The organism is Streptomyces sp. NRRL S-87, from assembly GCF_000719335.1.
In the GTDB taxonomy this organism is placed as follows: Bacteria; Actinomycetota; Actinomycetes; order Streptomycetales; family Streptomycetaceae; genus Streptomyces.
On the sequence record NZ_JOGB01000026.1, the window covers coordinates 69,109 to 90,376 of the forward strand.

The window sequence follows — 21,268 nt, forward strand, 5'->3', positions numbered from 1 at the left end:
GACTAAGTTCGGTCTATGGCGGACGCGAAGCGCGAGATTGAGCGGAAGTTCGAGTTCGATACGAGCCCGGAAGCGGGCAAGAACGGTCGCAAGGCGCCGAAGAAGAACACTCGGCGGCTGCCGGACCTGAGCGGCACGGCGCCCGTCGCCGCCGCCGAACCCCAGGGCACGGTCGACCTCGACGCGGTCTACTACGACACCCCCGACCAGCGGCTCGCCGCCGACGGGCTCACCCTCCGGCGCAGGACCGGCGGCGCGGACGCGGGCTGGCACCTCAAGCTCCCGGTCGCCCCCGGCGTGCGCGACGAGATCGCCGCCCCCCTCTCCGACGCCGTGCCCCCGGCGCTCGCCGCCCTGGTCCGGTCGCGGGTGCGCGACACCGGCCTCGTCCCCCTCGTCCGCCTGCTCTCCTCCCGCGAGGTGGTCCACCTCAAGGACGCCGAGGGACACCTCCTGGCCGAACTCAGCACCGACACCGTCCGCGCCGAACGGCTCGCCGACCCGCCCGCCACCGCCGACTGGACCGAGGTCGAGGCCGAACTCGCCGACGGCGTCGACCCCGACCTCCTCGACACCATCGAGCAGAAGTTCCGCAAGGCCGGACTGCGCGTCTCCGACGCCCCCTCCAAGCTCGCCCGCGCCCTCGCCGAAACCGGCTCCGCCCGCCCGCCGCAGCCCGCCCCGCCCCTCGACAGCGCGGGCGCGTACGTCCTGGCGTACGTACGCGAACAGGTCGCAGCCCTCGTCGCCCACGACCCCGCCGTCCGGCGCGACCTGCCCGACTCCGTCCACCAGATGCGGGTGGCCACCCGCCGGCTGCGCAGCGCCTTCAAGACCCACAAGCGCGTCCTGGACCGCACCGTCACCGACCCCATCGGCGAGGAGCTGCGCTGGCTCGCGGGCGAGCTCGGCGTCGACCGCGACCAGGAAGTCCTGATGGACCGGCTCCAGGGCCACCTCGACGAGCTGCCCGACACCCTGCTGCTCGGCCCGGTCCGCGCGCGGCTGACCGTCTGGAACACCGCCCGCCGCAGGGACTCCCGCCGCCGCGCCCTCGCCGTCCTCGACGGCCCGCGCTACCTGGCCCTGCTCGACGCCCTCGACGCCCTGCTCGCCGACCCGCCGCTGCTGCCGGGCGCGGCCAAGGACGCCGCCAAGGTCTTCGCCAAGGCCGTCCGCCGCGACCACGACCGCCTCGCCGGCCGGGTCGCCCACGCCCTCGACCTCGAACCCGGACCCGAGCGCGACCTCGCCCTCCACGAGGCCCGGAAGGCCGCCAAGCGCACCCGGTACGCGGCCGACAGCGCCGTACCCGTGTTCGGCTCCCGCGCCAAGCGCTTCGCCAAGCAGGCCAAGGCCGTACAGAGCCTGCTCGGCGACCACCAGGACAGCGTCGTGGCCCGCGAGGCCCTGCGCCTGCTGGCCGCACAGGCCCACGCGGCCGGCGAGTCCGCCTTCACCTGGGGTCTGCTGTACGGCCGCGAGGAAGCCCTCGCGGAGCGCCGCGAGCGCGGGCTGCCGGACACGTGGGCGGAGGTCGAGCGGCCGGGCTGGTGAGGCGGTGCCGGGGGCCTGCGGCGACGGGGGGACGGGCCCGGGCCCGCCCGGGGATGACCATGAGGCGGACCGGAGCACCCTGCGGGCGGGTTACGCTTGATGGTCACCCCTGCCAGCTCACGAAGGTTCGCCCCCCATGACTGACTCGGTCTTCCCACAGCTCGAGGCCCTGCTCCCGCATGTGCAGAAGCCCATCCAGTACGTCGGCGGAGAGCTGAACTCCACGGTCAAGCCGTGGGAGTCCTGTGACGTGCGCTGGGCGCTGATGTACCCGGACGCGTACGAGGTCGGGCTGCCCAACCAGGGCGTCATGATCCTCTACGAGGTACTCAACGAGCGCGAGGGCGTCCTGGCCGAGCGCACGTACAGCGTGTGGCCGGACCTCGAGGCGCTGATGCGCGAGCACCACGTGCCGCAGTTCACCGTCGACAGCCACCGCCCGGTCAGGGCCTTCGACGTCTTCGGCCTCAGCTTCTCCACCGAGCTGGGCTACACCAACATGCTCACGGCCCTGGACCTGGCGGGCATCCCGCTGGAGTCCAAGGACCGCACGATCGACGACCCGATCGTCCTCGCGGGCGGCCACGCGGCCTTCAACCCCGAGCCGATCGCGGAGTTCATCGACGCTGCGGTCATCGGTGACGGCGAGCAGGCCGTGCTCGACATGACCGAGATCATCCGCGCCTGGAAGGCCGAGGGCCGGCCCGGCGGCCGCGAGGAGGTCCTGTTCCGCCTCGCCAGGACCGGTTCGGTGTACATCCCGGCGTTCTACGACGTGGAGTACCTGCCCGACGGCCGCATCGGCCGCGTCGTGCCCAACCGCTCCGGCGTGCCGTGGCGCGTGTCCAAGCACACCGTCATGGACCTCGACGAGTGGCCCTACCCCAAGCAGCCGCTCGTCCCGCTCGCCGAGACCGTGCACGAGCGGATGTCGGTGGAGATCTTCCGCGGCTGCACCCGCGGCTGCCGCTTCTGCCAGGCCGGCATGATCACGCGCCCCGTGCGGGAGCGAAGCATCACCGGCATCGGCGAGATGGTGGACCGCGGCCTGAAGGCCACGGGCTTCGAGGAGGTCGGCCTCCTCTCCCTGTCCTCCGCGGACCACACGGAGATCGCGGACATCGCCAAGGGCCTGGCGGACCGGTACGAGGACGACAAGATCGGCCTCTCCCTGCCCTCCACCCGCGTGGACGCCTTCAACGTCGACCTGGCCAACGAGCTGACCCGCAACGGTCGCCGGTCCGGTCTGACCTTCGCCCCCGAGGGCGGCTCCGAGCGCATGCGCAAGGTCATCAACAAGATGGTCTCGGAGGAGGACCTGATCCGCACGGTCGCCACCGCCTACGGCAACGGCTGGCGCCAGGTGAAGCTGTACTTCATGTGCGGCCTGCCGACGGAGACCGACGAGGACGTGCTGCAGATCGCCGACATGGCGATCAACGTGATCGCCAAGGGCCGTGAGGTCTCGGGCCAGAACGACATCCGCTGCACCGTCTCGATCGGCGGGTTCGTCCCCAAGCCGCACACCCCCTTCCAGTGGGCCCCGCAGCTCTCCGCCGAGGAGACGGACGCCCGCCTGGCGAAGCTGCGCGACAAGATCCGCGGCGACAAGAAGTACGGCCGGTCCATCGGCTTCCGCTACCACGACGGCAAGCCGGGCATCGTCGAGGGCCTGCTCTCGCGCGGCGACCGCCGCATCGGCGCCGTCATCCGCGCCGTGTACGAGGACGGCGGCCGCTTCGACGGCTGGCGCGAGCACTTCTCGTACGACCGCTGGATGCGGGCCGCCGAGAAGGCGCTGCCCGAGTTCGGCGTGGACGTCGCCTGGTACACCACGCGCGAGCGCACGTACGAGGAGGTCCTCCCCTGGGACCACCTCGACTCGGGCCTCGACAAGGACTGGCTGTGGGAGGACTGGCAGGACGCCCTCGACGAGACCGAGGTCGAGGACTGCCGCTGGACCCCCTGCTTCGACTGCGGCGTCTGTCCGCAGCTCGACACCCACATTCAGATCGGCCCCACCGGCAAGAAGCTGCTGCCGCTGTCGGTCGTGAACAAGTAGCACCGCCCGCCCCGTCGGCCCCGTCCACACCGGACGGGGCCGATGTGCGTGCGTCGCGGACCCCGTGGCCGGGCGCACAGGATGCATCGCACAACCATTTCGTACGCTCGGGGGTCGAACGACCGTGAATTCCACGGCGCGCCCTGTCCTCAGGCCTGGCGGGCAGCCCTGAGCAGGGCAGTGGAGACGGGGACGCCGAACGGGGATGGATGATGCAGGCGAAGCAGAGGGCGGCGGTCGGTGCCGCCACGGGGCGCGCCGACCAGGCGGCCGCACCGCCGAGAGTGGTGGCGCTGCCGTCCGCCCGCCGGGACCGGCTCGCCGCGCTGGACGGGCTGCGGTTCCTGGCGGCGCTGGCCGTGGTGATGTTCCACTTCGTGGGGCAGACGCCGTGGGCGATGGTCGACATCTGGGGGCGGCCGTACCAGAGCCTGTTCCCCGAGGCGCACGAGTTCTTCGCCTTCGGCAGGCTCGGGGTCGACCTGTTCTTCCTGATCAGCGGGTTCGTCATCTGCATGAGCGCGTGGGGGCGCTCACCGCGTGACTTCTTCATCTCCCGGGTGACCCGGCTGTACCCGATGTACTGGATCGCGATCGTGGTGTCGGCGTGCGTCGTCTACGCGGTCGACACGCCGTTCGGCCGCCCCAATCCGCGGGTGCTGTTCGCCAACTTCACGATGCTCCAGGTGCCGCTCGGCATCGAGAGCCTGGACCCGGTCTACTGGACGCTCTGGCCGGAACTGTGCTTCTACCTGACGTTCGCGGTCGTGGTGTGGAAGGGCCTCACCTACCAGCGGGTCGTGTTCTTCTGCGGGGTGTGGACGGTCGCCACGGTGCTGGCGCCGGCCGCCCACATGCCGCTGCTGACGCTGCTGGTCAACCCGACGTCGGCGCCGTACTTCATCGCGGGCATGGCCTTCTACCTGATGTACCGGTTCCGGCCGGCCCCGGTCCTGTGGGGCATCGTCGGCATGTCGTGGCTGCTGGCGCTGCACTTCCTGCTGAACCCGCACGGCCGCAACAACTGGGCCACGTGGTCACCGTGGCGCGGCTGGCTGGTGCTGGCGGTCACGGTGATCTTCCTGCTCGTCGCCGCCATCGCGCTGGGCTGGACGCGGCGGATCCGCTGGCGCGGACTGACCGTCGCGGGGACGCTGACCTTCCCGCTGTACCTGCTGCACGACGTCATCGGCATGACCGCCGCGCACCGGTACGGCACGCGGGTGGACCCCTGGGTGCTGGTCGGGGTCACGGTCACCGGTCTGGTCGTCCTGTCGTACCTGGTGCAGCGGTTCCTGGAGCGGCCGCTCGCGAAGGTCGTGGGACGGTCGCTGCGGAACGCGGCGTTCGATCTCCCCTCCCCGCAGCCGCGCCACCCGGAGCGGGTGCGCAGGCTCTGACCCGGGATCCGGCGGGGCTCCCCCTCCTGCAACCGGAAGGGGGGCCTTCGGGCGTCCCCACGGGCAGCGGCTGGAGGAGGGCGGGAGGTGAGGGGCGCGTACCCTGGGGGTACGACAGCTGTCGGCGCGGCCCCGTAGCCGCCCCCGCTGCGAAAGACGTCAGAGGGCGGAGCCGGAGGGCTCGCGCCCCGCACAAGGAGAAGAACCACTGGGCAAGCGACAGCCCGAAGGCCCGCCGCCCGCACCTGCGGTGCAGCGCATCCGCCTGCGCTACACCAAGCGCGGCCGCCTCCGGTTCACCAGTCACCGCGACTTCCAGCGCGCGTTCGAGCGCGCCCTGCGCCGGGCCGAGGTGCCCATGGCGTACTCGGCGGGTTTCACGCCGCACCCGAAGGTGTCGTACGCGAACGCCGCCCCCACCGGTACCGGCAGTGAGGCCGAGTACCTCGAGATCGCCCTCACCCAGGTCCGCGACCCGGAGACGCTGCGCTCGCTGCTCGACGAGTCCCTGCCGGCCGGGCTGGACATCACCGACGCCGTCGAGGCCCGCACGTCGGGTCTCGCCGAGCGGCTGACCGCTTCCATCTGGGAGCTGCGGCTGGAGGGCGTGGAGCTCGCCGAGGCCGAGCGGGCCGCGGCCGCGTTCCTCGGTGCCGACACCGTCGAGGTGGAACGCCGTACGAAGAACGGACTGCGCACGTTCGACGCACGTGAGGCCGTAGTGAGCCTCGAGGCGCTTCCTGCCCCGGCTGATAGGCCGGCGGACGACGCCTGTGCGATACTGCGGCTGGTTGTTCGGCACGTGACACCTGCCGTGCGACCCGACGACGTCCTGTCCGGTCTCCGAGCTGTGGCCGACCTGGCGCCGCCGGTCCCCGCAGCGGTGACCAGGCTGGCGCAGGGGCTCTTCGACGAGGAGTCCGGCACGGTGACCGACCCGCTCGCGCCCGACCGCGAGGCAGTCACGGCCGCCCCATCCACGGCCGCCGAACCTGCCAGCGCGTAGGCGCCGGAGGAGGTCCCGCGCAGGGAAGGTCGTCGATGCGCAGCCCTGGCACTCGGGAGCCACCTGGGTCGGGCGGCGCACTGACCTGAAGACTTCCGCCAGGCCGTACGCCCCAGCGCGTACGGAACCGGCGGGCTTGGACTAGAGCTCCCGTGCGGCGCACGCGCCCCGGACGCCGGTCCGCGTTGATCACGCGGGCCGTGCGGGACCGGAAGTCAGGCGCGGCGCCCGGGAGCGTGACGGGAGAACCGCCCGCATGCTCGAGAACGAATCCACTGACGCATCCGCGCAGCGCAACGCCGCGGACAGCCCCAGTGACACCCTGCCGCCACGCCGCCGGCGCCGTGCGGCGTCCCGCCCGGCGGGACCGCCCGGTGGTACGCCGGTGACGGCCGAGGCCGTCGAGGCGCCGGCCGCGGAGGCCGCTGTCGAGGCTCCGGTTGCCGAGGAGGCTGCGCCGAAGCGCACGCGTCGTCGTGCCACCCGTGCCGTGGCTGCGCCGGCTGCCGAGGCCGCGCCCGCTGCGGAGGCCGTCGAGGCTCCGGCTGCGGAGGCCGTTGCCGAGGCTCCGGTTGCCGAGGAGGCTGCGCCGAAGCGCACGCGTCGTCGTGCCACCCGTGCCGTGGCTGCGCCGGCTGCCGAGGCCGCGCCCGCCGCCGAGACCGTCGAGGCGCCGGCCGCGGAGGCCGCCGAGGCCCCGGCCGCGGAGGCCGTAGAGGCTCCGGCCGTCGACGAGGCCGCGCCGAAGCGCACCCGCCGCCGCGCCACCCGTGCCGTCGCCGCCCCCGCGCCCGTCGTCGAGACCCCCGAGGTGGAGGTCGAGGAGGAGGAAGAGGACCTGGTCGAGGAGCAGGCCGCCGAGGCCGCCGCCCCCGCCCCGGTCGCCGCCCCCGTCGAGGAGGCCGCCCCCAAGCGCACGCGTCGTCGTGCCACCCGCGCCGCGAGCGCCCCGGCCGCCGAGGCCGCCGCGCCCGTCGAGGCCCCGGCCGTGGAGGAGGCCGCGCCCGCGCCGGTGCGTGCCGCCGCCGTGACCGTGGCCGATGTCGTGGACGCGCCCAAGGGCCGGACCCGACGTCGTGCCACCCGCGCCGCGGGCGCCGGCAAGGCCGAGGCCCCCGCCGCCGCTGCCGCGGAGACCGAGGCGCCGCGCCGTGCGGGCCGCCCGGCCCGTCCGGCCGTGGCCGTGTTCCAGGCTCCGGTGTTCACCGAGCCGATGTTCCAGACCCCGGAGACCGCCGCGGCCGCGCACGCCGCCGAGGCCGCCCGGCTCGCCGAGCGGGAGGTCGAGGAGCCGGTCGAGGTCGAGGAGACCGCGCAGGTCGAGGCCCCGGCCCCGGCCGGCCGCCGGCGCCGTCGCCGTGGTGCGGCCGCCGAGGCCGAGCCCGTCGCAGCCCCGGCCGCCGCCCCGGTCGCCGAGGAGGCGCCGGCCGACGTCGAGGCCGAGACCGAGGCCGACGCGGAGTACGAGGACGAGGACGAGGGCGCCGACGAGTCGGGCGACCGTCCGACCCGCCGCCGCCGTCGCGGTGGCCGTCGCCGTCGCCGTGGCGAGTCCGCGGACCTGGACGAGTCGGCCGAGGACGGCGAGGAGGCGTCCGCCGAGACCGACGCCGAGGCCCACGAGGACGACGAGGACGAGGCCGACGAGGCCGGCTCCGCCCTGGGCAGCAGCTCCAGCCGCCGTCGCCGTCGCCGTCGCCGCCGCAGCGGTGAGGGCGGTGCCGAGGCCGAGGCGTCCGACGAGGACGGCGTGCGCACGGTCGTCAAGGTCCGCGAGCCGCGCCCGGCCCGGGAGAAGGCCGAGCCCTCGGACGAGGTGCAGTCCATCAAGGGCTCCACCCGCCTGGAGGCCAAGAAGCAGCGTCGCCGCGAGGGTCGCGAGCAGGGCCGGCGCCGCGTGCCGATCATCACCGAGGCCGAGTTCCTGGCCCGCCGTGAGGCCGTCGAGCGCGTCATGGTCGTCCGCCAGCACGGCGAGCGCACCCAGATCGGTGTCCTCGAGGACAACGTGCTCGTGGAGCACTACGTCAACAAGGAGCAGGCCACCTCGTACGTCGGCAACGTCTACCTGGGCAAGGTCCAGAACGTGCTGCCGTCCATGGAGGCCGCCTTCATCGACATCGGCAAGGGCCGCAACGCGGTCCTGTACGCCGGTGAGGTGAACTTCGAGGCGCTCGGCATGGCCAACGGGCCGCGCCGCATCGAGTCCGCCCTGAAGTCGGGCCAGTCGGTGCTGGTGCAGGTCACCAAGGACCCGATCGGCCACAAGGGCGCCCGACTGACCAGCCAGGTCTCGCTGCCGGGCCGCTACCTGGTCTACGTGCCCGAGGGCTCGATGACCGGTATCAGCCGCAAGCTGCCCGACACCGAGCGCGCGCGTCTGAAGACCATCCTCAAGAAGATCGTCCCCGAGGACGCGGGCGTCATCGTGCGCACCGCGGCCGAGGGTGCGAGCGAGGACGAGCTGCGCCGTGACGTCGAGCGACTGCAGGCGCAGTGGGAGGAGATCAAGAAGAAGTCGAAGCAGATCTCGACCTCGTCTCCGAGCCTGCTGTACGGCGAGCCGGACATGACGGTCCGGGTCGTCCGCGACATCTTCAACGAGGACTTCTCGAAGGTCATCGTCAGCGGTGACGAGGCGTGGGACACCATCCACGGCTACGTCTCGCACGTCGCTCCGGACCTGGCGGGCCGCCTGCAGCGGTGGACCTCCGAGGTCGACGTCTTCGCGACGTACCGGATCGACGAGCAGCTCGCCAAGGCGCTGGACCGCAAGGTCTGGCTGCCGTCCGGCGGCTCGCTGGTGATCGACAAGACCGAGGCGATGATCGTCATCGACGTCAACACCGGCAAGTTCACGGGCCAGGGCGGCAACCTCGAGGAGACCGTCACCCGGAACAACCTGGAGGCGGCCGAGGAGATCGTGCGCCAGCTGCGGCTGCGCGACCTGGGCGGCATCGTCGTCATCGACTTCATCGACATGGTGCTGGAGTCGAACCGGGACCTGGTGCTGCGGCGCCTGCTGGAGTGCCTGGGCCGGGACCGTACGAAGCACCAGGTCGCCGAGGTGACCTCGCTGGGTCTGGTCCAGATGACCCGCAAGCGGGTGGGCCAGGGCCTGCTGGAGTCCTTCTCCGAGACCTGCGTCCACTGCAACGGTCGCGGTGTGATCGTGCACATGGAGCAGCCGGCCGCGGTCGGCGGCAACGGCGGCAAGCGCGCCAAGAAGCGCGGTCGGGGCGGTGCTCACGAGCACGAGCACGAGGTCGCCGTGGCCGAGGCCGGCGGGACCGAGGCCGTCGAGGCCGTGGAGAGCGAGGCGGAGGTCGCGGCCGAGGCCGCGGCTCCGGTCGCGCTGCCGGAGCCGGCGTTCGCGCCGGACGAGGAGCTGTACGGCAGCGCCGCCGAGGCGGAGGCCGCCGTACGGGGTCGTCGTTCGCGCCGTCGTGCGACGCGCAAGGCCACCGCTCCGGCGGGGGCGCCGCGGACCGGGTCCGAGCCGGCCCCGGCGGCGGAGGTCGTCGAGGCGGCTCCGGTGGTGGCCGACACGCCCGTGATCGAGCCCGCGGACACGGTGCTGGAGCCGGCGGGCGAGGTGCTGGTCGAGGCGGAGCAGGCGGCGGAGACCGTCGAGGCCGTCGTGGCCGAGCCGGCCGCCGAGGAGGCCGCTGCCGCCGAGGAGGCCGCGCCGAAGGGCCGTACGCGGCGCCGTGCGACCCGTAAGGCGACCGCTCCGGCGGGCTCGCCGAAGGCGGCCGAGGCCGAGGCCGCGGCCGAGGTGGTCGTGCCGGTCGCCGAGCCCGTCGTGGCCGAGCCGGTGGCGGAGACCGTCGTCGAGGAGCCCGTGGAGGTCGTCGCGCCGGCCGAGGCCGTCGTCGAGGAGTCCGAGGCGGAGGCGGCCCCGCCGCGTCCGCGCCGTCGGGCCACCCGCAAGGCGACCGCCCCCGCCGGGTCCCCGGCGGGTTCCGCGGAGGCCGCTGTGGTGGTCGTCCCGTCCGCTGCGGCGGAGGCCGCTCCTGCGGAGGCCGTCGAGGCTCCCGTGGCGGCCGAGCCCACCGAGGCCCCTGCGGGCGACGTCGAGGGCGAGGTCTCCGCGGAGGAGGCGGCTCCGGCCAAGAAGACCGCGCGCAAGACGGTCAAGAAGGCCGCGGCGAAGAAGACCGCCGCCAAGAAGACGACGACCGCGAAGAAGGCGGTCGCCAAGAAGACGACGGCGAAGAAGACGACGACGAAGAAGGCGGCGAAGAAGACCGCGGCGGCGGAGCAGACGCTCCCGTCCGTCTCGGCCTCCACCGACGCCTGACGCGCGAGCGCGGCCGTCTGCGGCCCCGCCGCGGCACCCCTCCGGTGCCGCGGCGGGGCCGCGCCCGTTCCACGCCCGCGGCCGGCCGTACGGCCCCCGCGCGGCCGCGGGATCGGCAGCGGGCGCGGCCGGGGGTTCCTGGGAACGCGCCGGTGCGGGGCCGGTTTGACCTCTTAAACCTCCGGCGCGTAACCTTGCACGTCGGCATGTCTCGGTACATGCCGAGCCACTGAGCACCTCACCCTCCGGGCCTCGCGGCGCGGGGGAGGCCGCCCGTGTCTGACGGGATCGGCTGGCTTCAGGGGTTTCCGAATCGAGCGAAAGAGAGTTCCGCGTGTACGCCATCGTGCGCAGCGGTGGTCGCCAGCACAAGGTTGCTGTCGGCGACATCGTCGAGGTTGACAAGATTTCCACCGCCAAGGTCGGCGACACGGTCGAGCTCTCGACCCTGCTCGTGGTCGACGGTGACGCCGTGACCAGCGACCCGTGGGTCCTGGCCGGCATCAAGGTCCAGGCCGAGGTCGTGGACCACCACAAGGGTGTCAAGATCGACATCCTGCGCTACAAGAACAAGACCGGCTACCGCCGTCGCCAGGGTCACCGTCAGCAGTACACGGCGATCAAGGTCACGTCCATCCCGACGGCCGCGAAGTAAAGAGGGACTGAGCAATGGCACACAAGAAGGGCGCATCGTCCACCCGGAACGGTCGCGATTCCAACGCCCAGCGGCTCGGCGTGAAGCGCTTCGGCGGTCAGCTGGTCAACGCTGGTGAGATCCTCGTCCGCCAGCGCGGCACCCACTTCCACCCGGGCGCCGGTGTCGGCCGCGGTGGCGACGACACGCTGTTCGCCCTGCAGGCCGGCGCGGTGCAGTTCGGCACCCACCGTGGCCGCAAGGTCGTGAACATCGTTCCGGCCGCCTGATCACCTTCTGATCAGAGCGTTCGAAACTCCTGAGGGCGGATCTCCGCTTCCCGGCGCCAGCCGTCGGGAAGCGGGGCCGCCCTCGGCGCGTTACACAGGTCTGTAAGGCGCAGGACTTCCGCGTACGTCGTGTACGTCGCGTGAGCCCCGTACGCGACGTACAACCGGTCCGTCCGTACGTCCCACATACGCACACACGCATTGCTGGAGGAACACCCATGACCACCTTCGTGGACCGCGTCGAGCTGCACGTCGCCGCGGGTAACGGAGGCCACGGCTGTGCCTCCGTGCACCGGGAGAAGTTCAAGCCCCTGGGCGGCCCGGACGGCGGCAACGGCGGCCGCGGCGGTGACGTGATCCTGGTCGTCGACCAGGACGTCACCACGCTCCTGGACTACCACCACCACCCCCACCGCAAGGCCACCAACGGCAAGCCCGGCGCCGGCGACAACCGCGCCGGCAAGGACGGCGAGGACCTCGTCCTGCCGGTCCCGGACGGCACCGTCGTCATGGACAAGCAGGGCAACGTGCTCGCCGACCTGGTCGGCCAGGGCACCACCTACGTCGCGGCCGAGGGCGGCCGCGGCGGTCTCGGCAACGCGGCGCTGGCCTCGGCCCGCCGCAAGGCCCCCGGCTTCGCGCTGCTCGGCGTGCCCGGCGCCACCGAGGACGTGGTCCTGGAGCTCAAGACCGTGGCCGACGTGGCCCTGGTGGGCTACCCGAGCGCCGGCAAGTCCTCGCTGATCTCGGTGCTCAGCGCCGCCAAGCCGAAGATCGCCGACTACCCGTTCACCACCCTGGTCCCGAACCTGGGCGTGGTCACCGCCGGTTCGACCGTCTACACGATCGCCGACGTGCCGGGCCTGATCCCGGGCGCCAGCCAGGGCAAGGGCCTGGGCCTGGAGTTCCTGCGGCACGTCGAGCGCTGCTCGGTGCTGGTGCACGTGCTCGACACGGCGACGCTGGAGTCCGACCGCGACCCGGTCAGCGACCTCGACGTGATCGAGGAGGAGCTGCGGCTGTACGGCGGCGGGCTCGAGAAGCGGCCGCGGATCGTCGTGCTCAACAAGGTTGACATCCCCGACGGCCAGGACCTCGCCGACATGATCCGGCCGGAGCTGGAGGAGCGCGGCTACAAGGTCTTCGAGGTCTCGGCGGTCGCCCGTACCGGCCTGAAGGAGCTGTCCTACGCCCTCGCCGAGATCGTGGGCCGGGCCCGGGCCCGCCGTCCCAAGCAGGAGGCCACCCGGATCGTCATCCGCCCGAAGGCCGTGGACGACACCGGCTTCACCATCGCCTACGACGAGGCCGAGGACGTCTACCGCGTGCGCGGCGAGAAGCCGGAGCGCTGGGTGCGCCAGACCGACTTCAACAACGACGAGGCCGTGGGCTACCTGGCCGACCGCCTCAACCGCCTCGGTGTCGAGGACGCGCTGCTGAAGGCCGGTGCCCGGGCGGGCGACGGCGTGGCCATCGGCTCGGAGGAGAACGCGGTCGTGTTCGACTGGGAGCCGACCATGCAGGCGGGTGCCGAGATGCTCGGCCGCCGTGGTGAGGACCACCGCATGGACGCCCTGCGTCCGGCCGTGCAGCGGCGCCGCGAGAAGGAGGCCCGGCGCGGGGACTCGGCGCAGCGCGAGTACGACGAGTTCCGCCCCTTCTAGGACCTTCCGGGACGGCGCTTTCGAGACAGGTCGCACAGGTGCCCCGGCCGCTGCCCGCGGTCGGGGCACCCGTGCGTCCCCCGGGGTGGAATCGAGCGTTCACCCTGCTCCCGTAGGATCCCCGGGTGAGTAACGTGCTCCCTCAGCACCCGGGTGGAACCGAAGGTTCCACCCGTAAGGACGGCAGCGTCGCCGTCGTGGTGATCGCCTACAACGACGCCGGTCTCGTTGCCGAAGCGGTGCGCTCCGCCCTCGCCCAGGGGCCGGAGGTCCGCGAGGTCATCGCCGTGAACGACCGCTCCTCCGACGGCACCGGTCGGGTGCTGGACGAGCTGGCCGCGGCCCACACCCGCGTGCGGGTGATCCACCGCACCGAGAACAGCGGCGGCTGCGGCACCCCCCGCAACGACGGCATCGCGGCCGCGACCGCGCCGTACGTCCTGTTCCTCGACAGCGACGACGTGCTGGCCCAGGGTGCCGTCACGGCCCTGCTGCGCGCCGCGCGCGAGCACGGGGCCCCCGTCACCGTCGGGGCCTGCGTGCGCCGGGAGCTGCCCCAGCAGCACGACGTGCCGTGGGTGCCGGGCCTGTACCGGGCCGCGCCGACCGTGGTCGAGCGCCCCGCGGACATGCCCGAGCTGGTCCGCGACACCCTGTGCGTCAACAAGCTGTACGAGCGGTCCTTCCTGGACGAGCATGCGATCCGATTTCCCGACGGTCGGTTCGTCTACGAGGACTTCGTCTTCACCGCGCAGGTCCTGGCGGCAGCCCCCCGCATCGCCGTCGTCCCCGACCTCGTCTACGTCTGGCACGTGCGCCGCAGCGCCGCCCAGGTCTCCATCTCCCTCGACCGCAAGGACATCGGCAACTGGCGTGCCCGGGTCGAGGCCCACCGCCGCGCCGTCGAGATCCTGCGGGGCTCCGGGGCCCCGCAGGCGGAGACGCTGGTCCACGCCTGCCGGGTGAAGTTCCTCGAGTACGACCTGCGCATGTACCTGCGCGAGCTGGGCACCGACCCCGGCTACCAGGCCGAGTGGTGGACGCTGACCCGCACGTACCTGGAGGGCTTCGAGCCGGCCGAGATCGCCGCCGCCGACGCCCCGGCCCGCTGGATCGTGAACGTCCTGCGCGCCACCGACACCCCGCCCGCCGACGTGGACCGCCTGGTGCGGTTCGCCGCCGACCCGCCGCGCCTGGTGCCCCCGTACGCGCGCGCCGCCGACGGCACCGCGGTGTGGAGCGAGGCGCTGCCCGGGGCCGTCCTCGACGGGCTCGACGAGCTGCCGCCGGCCGCCCTGCCCGTCACCGCCGACGGGGAACTGCTCACCGGCATAGACGGGCAGGTCAAGGTGCGCCTGCACGACCTGTACGGGCGCCTGGCCGCGGCCCGCCCGCGCACCGCCCGCCTGGAGTTCTCCGCCCGCAGGGGTGACGAGCCGACCGTGGCCCGCCCGGTCGCCCTCACCCCGCAGGAGGACGGGACCTGGACGGCGCTGCTGCCGGTCGGCCTCACCGCGCTGGCCTCCGCAGGCCGCCGCGGCGGCCGCCGGGGCCTGCAGATCTGGGACGTACGGCTGCGCGTGGAGTGCGAGGAGGGCGGCTCTTTGCTGGCCGCCCTGCGGTGCACCGGGAACCGGCTGAGCCGCAGGGCCGTCCCCAGCAGGAGGTACGGTGTGCTGCTGGTGCAGTCGTACGCGACCTCCAGCGGCTCGCTCGCCCTGCGGCTCGCCCCCGGAATGCACGGCGTGGTGAGCCTCCTCAGGAACCGGCTGGACCGGGCGCGGATGGCCAGGGCGGCCCGCGGCACAGCAGGCAGGACAGGACACGGGAGTAACGAATGACGTATCTGATCACCGGTGGCGCCGGCTACATCGGCTCGCACGTGGTGCGGGCGATGCTGCTCGCGGGCGAGCAGGTCGTCGTGCTGGACGACCTGTCCACGGGCGACGCGAACCGCGTGCCGGAGGGCGTCCCGCTGGTGGTCGGCTCCGTCCTGGACCGCCTGATCCTCGACGAGACCTTCCGCGCCCACCACATCACCGGCGTCGTCCACCTGGCGGGCAAGAAGCAGGTCGGCGAGTCGGTCGAGAAGCCGCTGTACTACTACCACGAGAACGTGCAGGGCCTGACGGTCCTGCTGCAGGCGGTCGCGGCCGCCGGGATCAAGAACTTCCTGTTCTCGTCCTCGGCCTCCGTGTACGGCATGCCGGACGTCGAGTTCGTCACCGAGCAGACCCCGTGCCAGCCGCTCAGCCCGTACGGCGAGACCAAGCTCGCCGGCGAGTGGCTGGTGCGCGCGGCCGGCCGGGCGCACGGCATCGCCACCGCCTGCCTGCGCTACTTCAACGTGGCCGGCGCGGCCGCCCCTGAGCTCGCCGACACCGGCGTGTTCAACCTGGTCCCGATGGTCTTCGAGCGGCTCGACGCCGGGGAGGCCCCGCGGATCTTCGGCGACGACTACCCGACCGCCGACGGCACCTGCATCCGCGACTACATCCACGTCGAGGACCTCGCGGACGCCCACGTCGCCGCGGCCCGCAAGCTCGCCGAGTGGGCGGGGGCCGGCACCAGCCGCGACCTGACCGTCAACATCGGCCGCGGCGAGGGCGCGTCCGTGCGCGAGATGGTCGACCTCATCAACGAGATCACCGAGCACACCGTCGAGCCGGTCGTCACCCCGCGCCGCCCCGGCGACCCGGCCCGGGTCGTGGCCTCCGCCGCGCTCATCGAGCGCGAGCTGGGCTGGAAGGCCCGCCACGACGTCCGCGAGATGATCTCCTCCGCGTGGGCGGGCTGGGGCCTGCACCGCGCACCCGCGGGCTCCGAGGTCCTCTGACCCCCAAGCCCCACCGACGGCGCGAGGGCCGCCCGCCCCGGATCCCTCCGGGGCGGGCGGCCCTTTCGCGTCCGCTCAGCGCGCCACGCCGCGGCGGGCCCGGCCCAGCGTCCGGCGGGCCCGGCGCACCAGGCGCCGCGACACGGACGGCCGTACGGTCACCATCACCGGCCCGCCGTCCGCCCCGCGCACCGGCAGGTCCAGCAGGTACCCCCCGGACTCCAGGCGCAGGCCCAGCTCGTACGTCCCCACCGGCACCCCGCGCAGCCCGGCGCTCGTCGAGACCCGGTCGGGGGCGAAGCCGCCGGGACTGCCTCCGGTCACGAAGGGCGCCCGGTCCGGCGCGGTGAGCACCAGCCGCACGGGGGCGTCCGCGGGCCAGCCGGGAACGGTCGCGGAGGCCTCCACGGTGGTGCGGCCCAGGGGGCCCAGGTGCACCGCCCCGCGGGCGTCGCCGCCCAGCGGGTAGCGGGTGGCGCCGATGTCGAGGTTGACGTGCCGGTGCGGCTCGGAGAGGAACACGGTCGCGGGCGTGAGGCCCGCTCCGCGGCCGCGGTCCACGATCCGCGGCTCCGGCGCCGCCTCGTACTCGGGGCCCGCCGGGCCCGGCAGCCAGGCGTCCTTGCTGAGCTCGCCGGCGGCTGCGGTGATGCGCAGGGTCCAGATGCCGTCCGGCAGCGGCCCGCCGTCCGCGGCCCGGCCCACGTCGATCGCGGCCGTGTAGGTGCCGTCCTCGTCGGTCTCGGCCGGCACCCAGTAGGTGTAGCCCTGGCGGCGCAGCCGGATGCCGGCGCGCTGCTCGGTGGCGGCCCCCAGGCCCTCCAGTCGGGCCCGTCCGGTCAGCCGCAGCACGGGCCCGTCCCAGTGGTAGCCGGAGAGCTCGTGGCGCAGGGAGACGCGGGAGGTCAGGTCGTACAGGGAGTCCGGGGTCCCGGCCGCCTCGTCGCGGAAGCCCGGGTAGGCGGCGTACGCGCGGTCGCCCTCGATGACGGCGGGGCCGGTCTCGCGGCCGGTGTCGGCCTCGACGACGGCGGTCAGGCGGTCGACGTCGCGGCGGCCGATGTGGTGGGCGCGCAACCGCAGGCGCGGCGGCAGCGCGGCGGTGATCCGCTCGGTCAGCCACTTGTCCACCAGCGGGGCGGCGGCCTCCACCATCTCGCGGCGGCCGGCCCCGTCGCGGGCGAGGTAGGAGGTGCCGAACATGGCCAGCACCTCGCCGTGGAAGTGGCGCTCCATGAGCTTGTCGCGGTCCGCGCCCTCGGGGACGTGCTCGGCGACCAGGTCGAGGATGCCGGAGACGTACTCCAGCTGGCGGACCCAGTCCACGTCCTGCTCGCTGGCGTTCGTACCGTCGCCGCGGCCCTCGAGGTAGTAGCAGTCGTGGTCGGCGACCACGGATATCTTCGACGCGTGCAGCAGGGCGTGCACGGCGAAGGGCAGGTCCTCGTTCAGCAGGTAGCCCTCGGTGAACCGCAGCTCGTACTTCTCTATGAGGGTGCGGCGCCAGAGCTTGTAGGCGGCCAGCGTCCAGTAGACCGGCGAGTCGAAGATGCTGACGTCGGGGCTGGTGGTGCGCAGGTCGATGGGGGCGGGACGGCCGCCGATGCCCACGATCCGGCCGTAGACGACGTCCGAGCCCTCGGCCTCGGCCATGGCGACCAGGCGTTCGAGGGCCTCCTCGCCGAGGTAGTCGTCCGAGTCGAGGAAGAAGAGGTACTCGCCGGTGGCGTGCTCGATGCCCACGTTGCGGGGTTTGCCGGCGCCGCCGGAGGCCTCCTGGTGGACCACCGTGGTGTTCGGCCGGCCGGCCGCCCAGGCGTCCAGCCACGCGCCGGAGCCGTCGCTGGAGCCGTCGTCGACGGCGATGACCTGGATCCGGTCCTGGCCCAGGGTCTGGGCGGCGACGGACTCGAAGCAGCGCTGCAGGTACCGCTCCGTGTTGTGGACCGGTATGACGACACTGACGCGCGAGCGCATGCGGGTACTTCCTCGGGTTCGTGGCCCAGACTGCCTGTCTGAACCCCGAGGTTACGGACGAGGGCGACGGGCCACCACTCCTCGGGTGGCGACCTGTCGCCTCTGCCGGAAAGATCCTCGTCGAAGGCGCCCGGCCGGCGCCGCGGGAGCACTCCCTGGGGCCTGTCGTCAAAGTCCCGTCGTCGCCCGGAGGGCGGCCCTGCGGCGTCTGGTGCGTGCTCTCGGTGCGCCGGGTGCAAGGCCTCGTACTGGGCGTACTCGGTCTTGCGCCCGGTGCGGCGAGAGTGCGTGCCAGGCGTCGCGGGGCAGACGGGAGTTTGACGGCAGGCCCTAGCGCTGCAGGAAGGCGAAGAGCGCCTCCCAGCGGTCGGTGATCTCGGTGGGGGAGTAGCGCCGCACGTTCGCGAACGCCGCGTCGCCGAGGCGGTCGCGCAGTGCCTTGTCGGAGATCAGCCGCTCCAGGTGGCCGGCCAGCTCGGTGGTGTTGCCCACCCGGGCCAGCAGGCCGTCCTCGCCGTCGCGGATGATCTCGCGGACGCCCGGTGCGCAGTCGAAGGCCGCGCACGGCACGCCGGCCGCCATGGCCTCCAGCAGGGTGATCGGGAACCCCTCGGCGCGGGACGCCTGGGCGAACACCGACGCGCCCCTCAGGGCGCCCAGGACGTCGGCCGTCCGCCCCATCCACTCCACCGACCCGTCCAGGCCCAGCTCGGTGGTGCGGCCGCGCAGCATGCGCTCGTCGTCGCCGGCGCCGTAGACGCGCAGTGTCCAGTCCGGGTGCCGGGGCGCCACCTCGGCCCAGGCGTCCAGCAGCAGGTCCACGCCCTTCTCGTCCGAGAGCCGGCCGATGCAGGCGACGACCTTCGCGGTGCGCGGCGCGGGGGCCTCCGGCAGGAACGGCAGCGGGTTGGGCATGCTGCCGGTGTTCTCCATCCCGGCGCGGATCCATTTGTCCGCGTCCTCGGGCGTGAGGGCCAGCAGGCGGTCGACGTCCTTGTAGTAGCGGCGCACCCGGGCGCCGCGCGAGGACTTCGTGCTGGCCTCGAACGACTCGTGGCTCATCCCGACGAGCGTGACGTTCCTGGTGTCGGCCAGCGCCACCCACTCCATCGCCCACACCTGGGTGACGACGGCGACCGCGCCGGGGCGGGCGGCCCGGAACAGGGCCGACAGCCGGTCCGCCTTCTCCTTCATGAGATTCGCCCGGGCGGCGCGGCGGGCCCGCTCGGCGGCGTTCAGCCGGCCCTTGAGGCCCTCCATCGGCGGGATGCTCGGCGGCCGCTCCGCGTAGAGGGTCGTGGTGCGGTACGGCAGCACGGCCGGGAGCTCCTGGCGGAGGTGCTCCTCGACCGGTGCGATGCCGATGACGTGGACGCCGTGGCCGCGGCCGGCGAAGAGCCGGGCCATCTGGTGGGTCCAGGTGGTCACCCCGCCGAGCTCGTCCACGCTGTTGCAGACGAGGAAGATGTCCCGGCCGCCCGGCGCGTCGGCCGGGTCGGCGGGGGCGGGGGCGAGGGCCTGCTCCGTCGTCACATGCCCCTCCTGGGCGTCGTCACTTGCCCCTCCCGGGGAAGAACCTCTCGACGATCTGCCGGGCCGCGGTGCCCTGGTCGAACTCGCCGAACTCGGCGCGGAACCGCTCGCGGGCCTCGGAGAACTTGGGATCGGTGCCGTCGAAGCCGTCGAGTGTCTCGAACAGCTCCTCGGCCGTGGCCACGACCGGTCCGGGCGCCTTCTCCTTCAGGTCGAAGTAGGTGCCGCGGATGTCGTTCTTGTACTCGTCGTAGTCGTACGCGAAGAAGACCATCGGCCGGTCCAGCAGCGCGTAGTCGAACATCACCGACGAGTAGTCCGTGATGAGGCCGTCGGCCAGGGTCAGCAGCGGCGTGATGTCGTGCTGCCGGGTGACGTCGACGACCTTCCCGCGCACCGAGGGCGGCAGGGTCACGTTGTTGAGGTAGTGCGTGCGCACCAGCAGCACGAAGCGGTCGCCGAAGCGTTCGGCGAACTCCTCCACGTCGAACGGCAGCGAGAAGCCCCGTACCGCGCCGTCCGCGGAGGCCCGGAACGTCGGCGCGTACAGCAGCACCTTCTTCTCGGGCGGGATGCCCAGCTCCGCCGCCAGCTTCCCGCGCTCGCGCTCGCCGCCGCGCTGCTCCGCGCCGTGGGCCGCCACGAGGGCGTCGTTGCGCGGGTAGCCCGTGCGCAGCAGCACGGACTCCTTCAGCCGGAAGCCCTTGGCGAGGGTGCGCGTGTCGTGCTCGGAGCGGATCAGGAAGTGGTCGAAGCGGTCCAGGGCGCGCTGGAAGCCGTCCTGCTGGGAGCGGCCCTGGGCCTTGATGCGCGGCTCGTCGAAGCCCATGCGCTTCAGCGCGGAGCCGTGCCAGGTCTGGATGTACGTCGTCCCCGCCCGCTTCGTCAGCGCCAGCGGGAAGCCCTGGTTGTCGATCCAGAACTCGGCCTGGGCCAGCGCCCGCAGGTACTGCCAGCCCCACCGCTTGACCAGGACGGCGTCCTTCGGGAAGCCGGTGGGCTTGCCGCCCGCGTACGACCAGACGGCGTCGAACTTCACGCCCTGGGCCCGCATCTCCTCGTAGATGGCCTTCGGGCTGTCGCTGTACTGCTTGCCGAGGTGGCTCTCGAAGACGACCAGGCCCTTCTTGACCGGCAGCTTCGAGAACACCTCGTGGTAGACCTTGACCTTCTGCGTGCCCGAGCCGAGGTTCCGCTTCGCCTTGAGGGCGCGCCGCAGGCCCTTCTTGACGACGCCGGCGGCCTTGGAGCGCATGGCGCCCTCCAGCAGCTCGGTCGTGCGCACCGTGGCCTTGCCCTCGGCGGTCAGGACGTACGACAGGTTCCCCTTCTTGGTGATCTCCGGGGTGAACCGGTCGGAGACCAGCCGCGTCAGGCGGGGCCGCACCCGCAGTGCCTGTGCCGGCTCGAGGTCCGTACCGCCGACCGCGACGCGGGTGTTCAGCGTGTCGCCGTCGGCCTTGAGGACCAGCCGTACGTCCCACACCGCGTCGATGACGCCCAGCGGGCGCACCTTGCGCGCCACGTCCGCCTCCGCCGACCACCGGATCGTGCGGCCCGCGTGCCGGACCGAGGCGACGGGGAAGCGGAAGGACTGCCCGGCGACCCGCCGGCGGGCCCGGAACTCGAGCTCGGCGCTCAGCTTCGCGTCCGGCCTGATGCGGCCCAGCGGGTTGACGACCTCGCCGGCCAGCCGGACGGTGCCCTGCCCGTCGTCCGCGTACGAGGTGAGCCGGTTGCCGAGGAACAGCGAGGCCAGCGGGCGGGTGTGGAACCCGTCCGCGGTGACGTCCAGTATCCGGCGCGCCTCGGGCTCGTCCAGGTGTTCCTCGCACCAGTAGATCCGGCCTTCCCGCTCGGCGAGCGGGGAGGTCAGGCGGCCCTTGTTCGTGAGGGCCTCGGCGGCGGGGAGGAGGTTGTCCCAGTCCTCCTGCTTGAGGAGGTAGGCGCAGATGGCTTGGAGGGGTTGGACGTGGTCGTAGGCGGCGGGGTCGAGGGTGTCGAGG

At 73.1% G+C, this 21,268-nt stretch carries 13 protein-coding genes; 10 read left to right on the forward strand and 3 right to left on the reverse strand.

Features of this window, described 5'->3' with window-relative positions:
- Nucleotides 1-15: 15 nt before the first annotated feature.
- From IF43_RS0118340 to galE, 10 genes are all read left to right on the forward strand, one after another.
- On the forward strand, nt 16-1,557 hold the full coding sequence (locus tag IF43_RS0118340) for a CYTH and CHAD domain-containing protein (RefSeq protein ID WP_030201493.1): 1,542 nt from the start codon (nt 16-18) through the stop codon (nt 1,555-1,557).
- Between the two features lie 136 nt (nt 1,558-1,693).
- Entirely contained in the window at nt 1,694-3,619 is a 1,926-nt protein-coding gene (locus IF43_RS0118345; RefSeq protein ID WP_030201495.1) for a TIGR03960 family B12-binding radical SAM protein, read from the forward strand.
- A 209-nt stretch (nt 3,620-3,828) separates the two neighbouring features.
- The gene (locus tag IF43_RS0118350; RefSeq protein ID WP_078910271.1) at nt 3,829-5,019 is read left to right on the forward strand and encodes an acyltransferase; all 1,191 of its coding nucleotides are present in this window, start codon (nt 3,829-3,831) and stop codon (nt 5,017-5,019) included.
- A 250-nt stretch (nt 5,020-5,269) separates the two neighbouring features.
- Nucleotides 5,270-6,025 (forward strand): TIGR03936 family radical SAM-associated protein, encoded by a 756-nt coding sequence (locus tag IF43_RS0118355; protein WP_030201500.1) that lies wholly within the window; start codon nt 5,270-5,272, stop codon nt 6,023-6,025.
- Between the two features lie 256 nt (nt 6,026-6,281).
- The gene (locus tag IF43_RS0118360) at nt 6,282-10,328 is read left to right on the forward strand and encodes an Rne/Rng family ribonuclease (RefSeq protein ID WP_030201502.1); all 4,047 of its coding nucleotides are present in this window, start codon (nt 6,282-6,284) and stop codon (nt 10,326-10,328) included.
- 334 nt (nt 10,329-10,662) lie between these two features.
- On the forward strand, nt 10,663-10,983 hold the full coding sequence (gene rplU / locus IF43_RS0118365) for a 50S ribosomal protein L21 (RefSeq protein WP_030201503.1): 321 nt from the start codon (nt 10,663-10,665) through the stop codon (nt 10,981-10,983).
- Nucleotides 10,984-10,997: 14 nt separating this feature from the next.
- Entirely contained in the window at nt 10,998-11,252 is a 255-nt protein-coding gene (gene rpmA / locus IF43_RS0118370) for a 50S ribosomal protein L27 (RefSeq protein ID WP_030201505.1), read from the forward strand.
- Nucleotides 11,253-11,470: 218 nt separating this feature from the next.
- Nucleotides 11,471-12,916 (forward strand): GTPase ObgE, encoded by a 1,446-nt coding sequence (gene obgE, locus IF43_RS0118380; protein ID WP_030201507.1) that lies wholly within the window; start codon nt 11,471-11,473, stop codon nt 12,914-12,916.
- Nucleotides 12,917-13,041: 125 nt separating this feature from the next.
- Nucleotides 13,042-14,757, forward strand: a complete 1,716-nt coding sequence (locus IF43_RS0118385; RefSeq protein ID WP_324605118.1) for a glycosyltransferase family 2 protein — start codon at nt 13,042-13,044, stop codon at nt 14,755-14,757.
- A complete protein-coding gene (galE, locus tag IF43_RS0118390) occupies nt 14,754-15,752 on the forward strand; it encodes a UDP-glucose 4-epimerase GalE (RefSeq protein ID WP_030201511.1) in 999 nt (332 codons plus the stop codon). The genes IF43_RS0118385 and galE overlap by 4 nt, the downstream gene beginning before the upstream one ends.
- A 75-nt stretch (nt 15,753-15,827) precedes the next feature.
- Here the strand turns inward: galE and IF43_RS38145 are convergent, their stop codons facing one another.
- The 3 genes from IF43_RS38145 to IF43_RS0118405 form a co-directional block, all read right to left on the reverse strand.
- Nucleotides 15,828-17,729 (reverse strand): glycosyltransferase family 2 protein, encoded by a 1,902-nt coding sequence (locus IF43_RS38145; RefSeq protein ID WP_051795601.1) that lies wholly within the window; start codon nt 17,727-17,729, stop codon nt 15,828-15,830.
- A 330-nt stretch (nt 17,730-18,059) separates the two neighbouring features.
- Nucleotides 18,060-19,262: a glycosyltransferase gene (locus IF43_RS0118400; protein WP_051795603.1), complete on the reverse strand. Its 1,203-nt coding sequence runs from the start codon at nt 19,260-19,262 to the stop codon at nt 18,060-18,062.
- Nucleotides 19,263-19,281: 19 nt separating this feature from the next.
- Nucleotides 19,282-21,268, reverse strand: a 1,987-nt coding sequence (locus tag IF43_RS0118405) for a CDP-glycerol--glycerophosphate glycerophosphotransferase (protein WP_030201517.1), incomplete at its 5' end; no start/stop codon positions are given.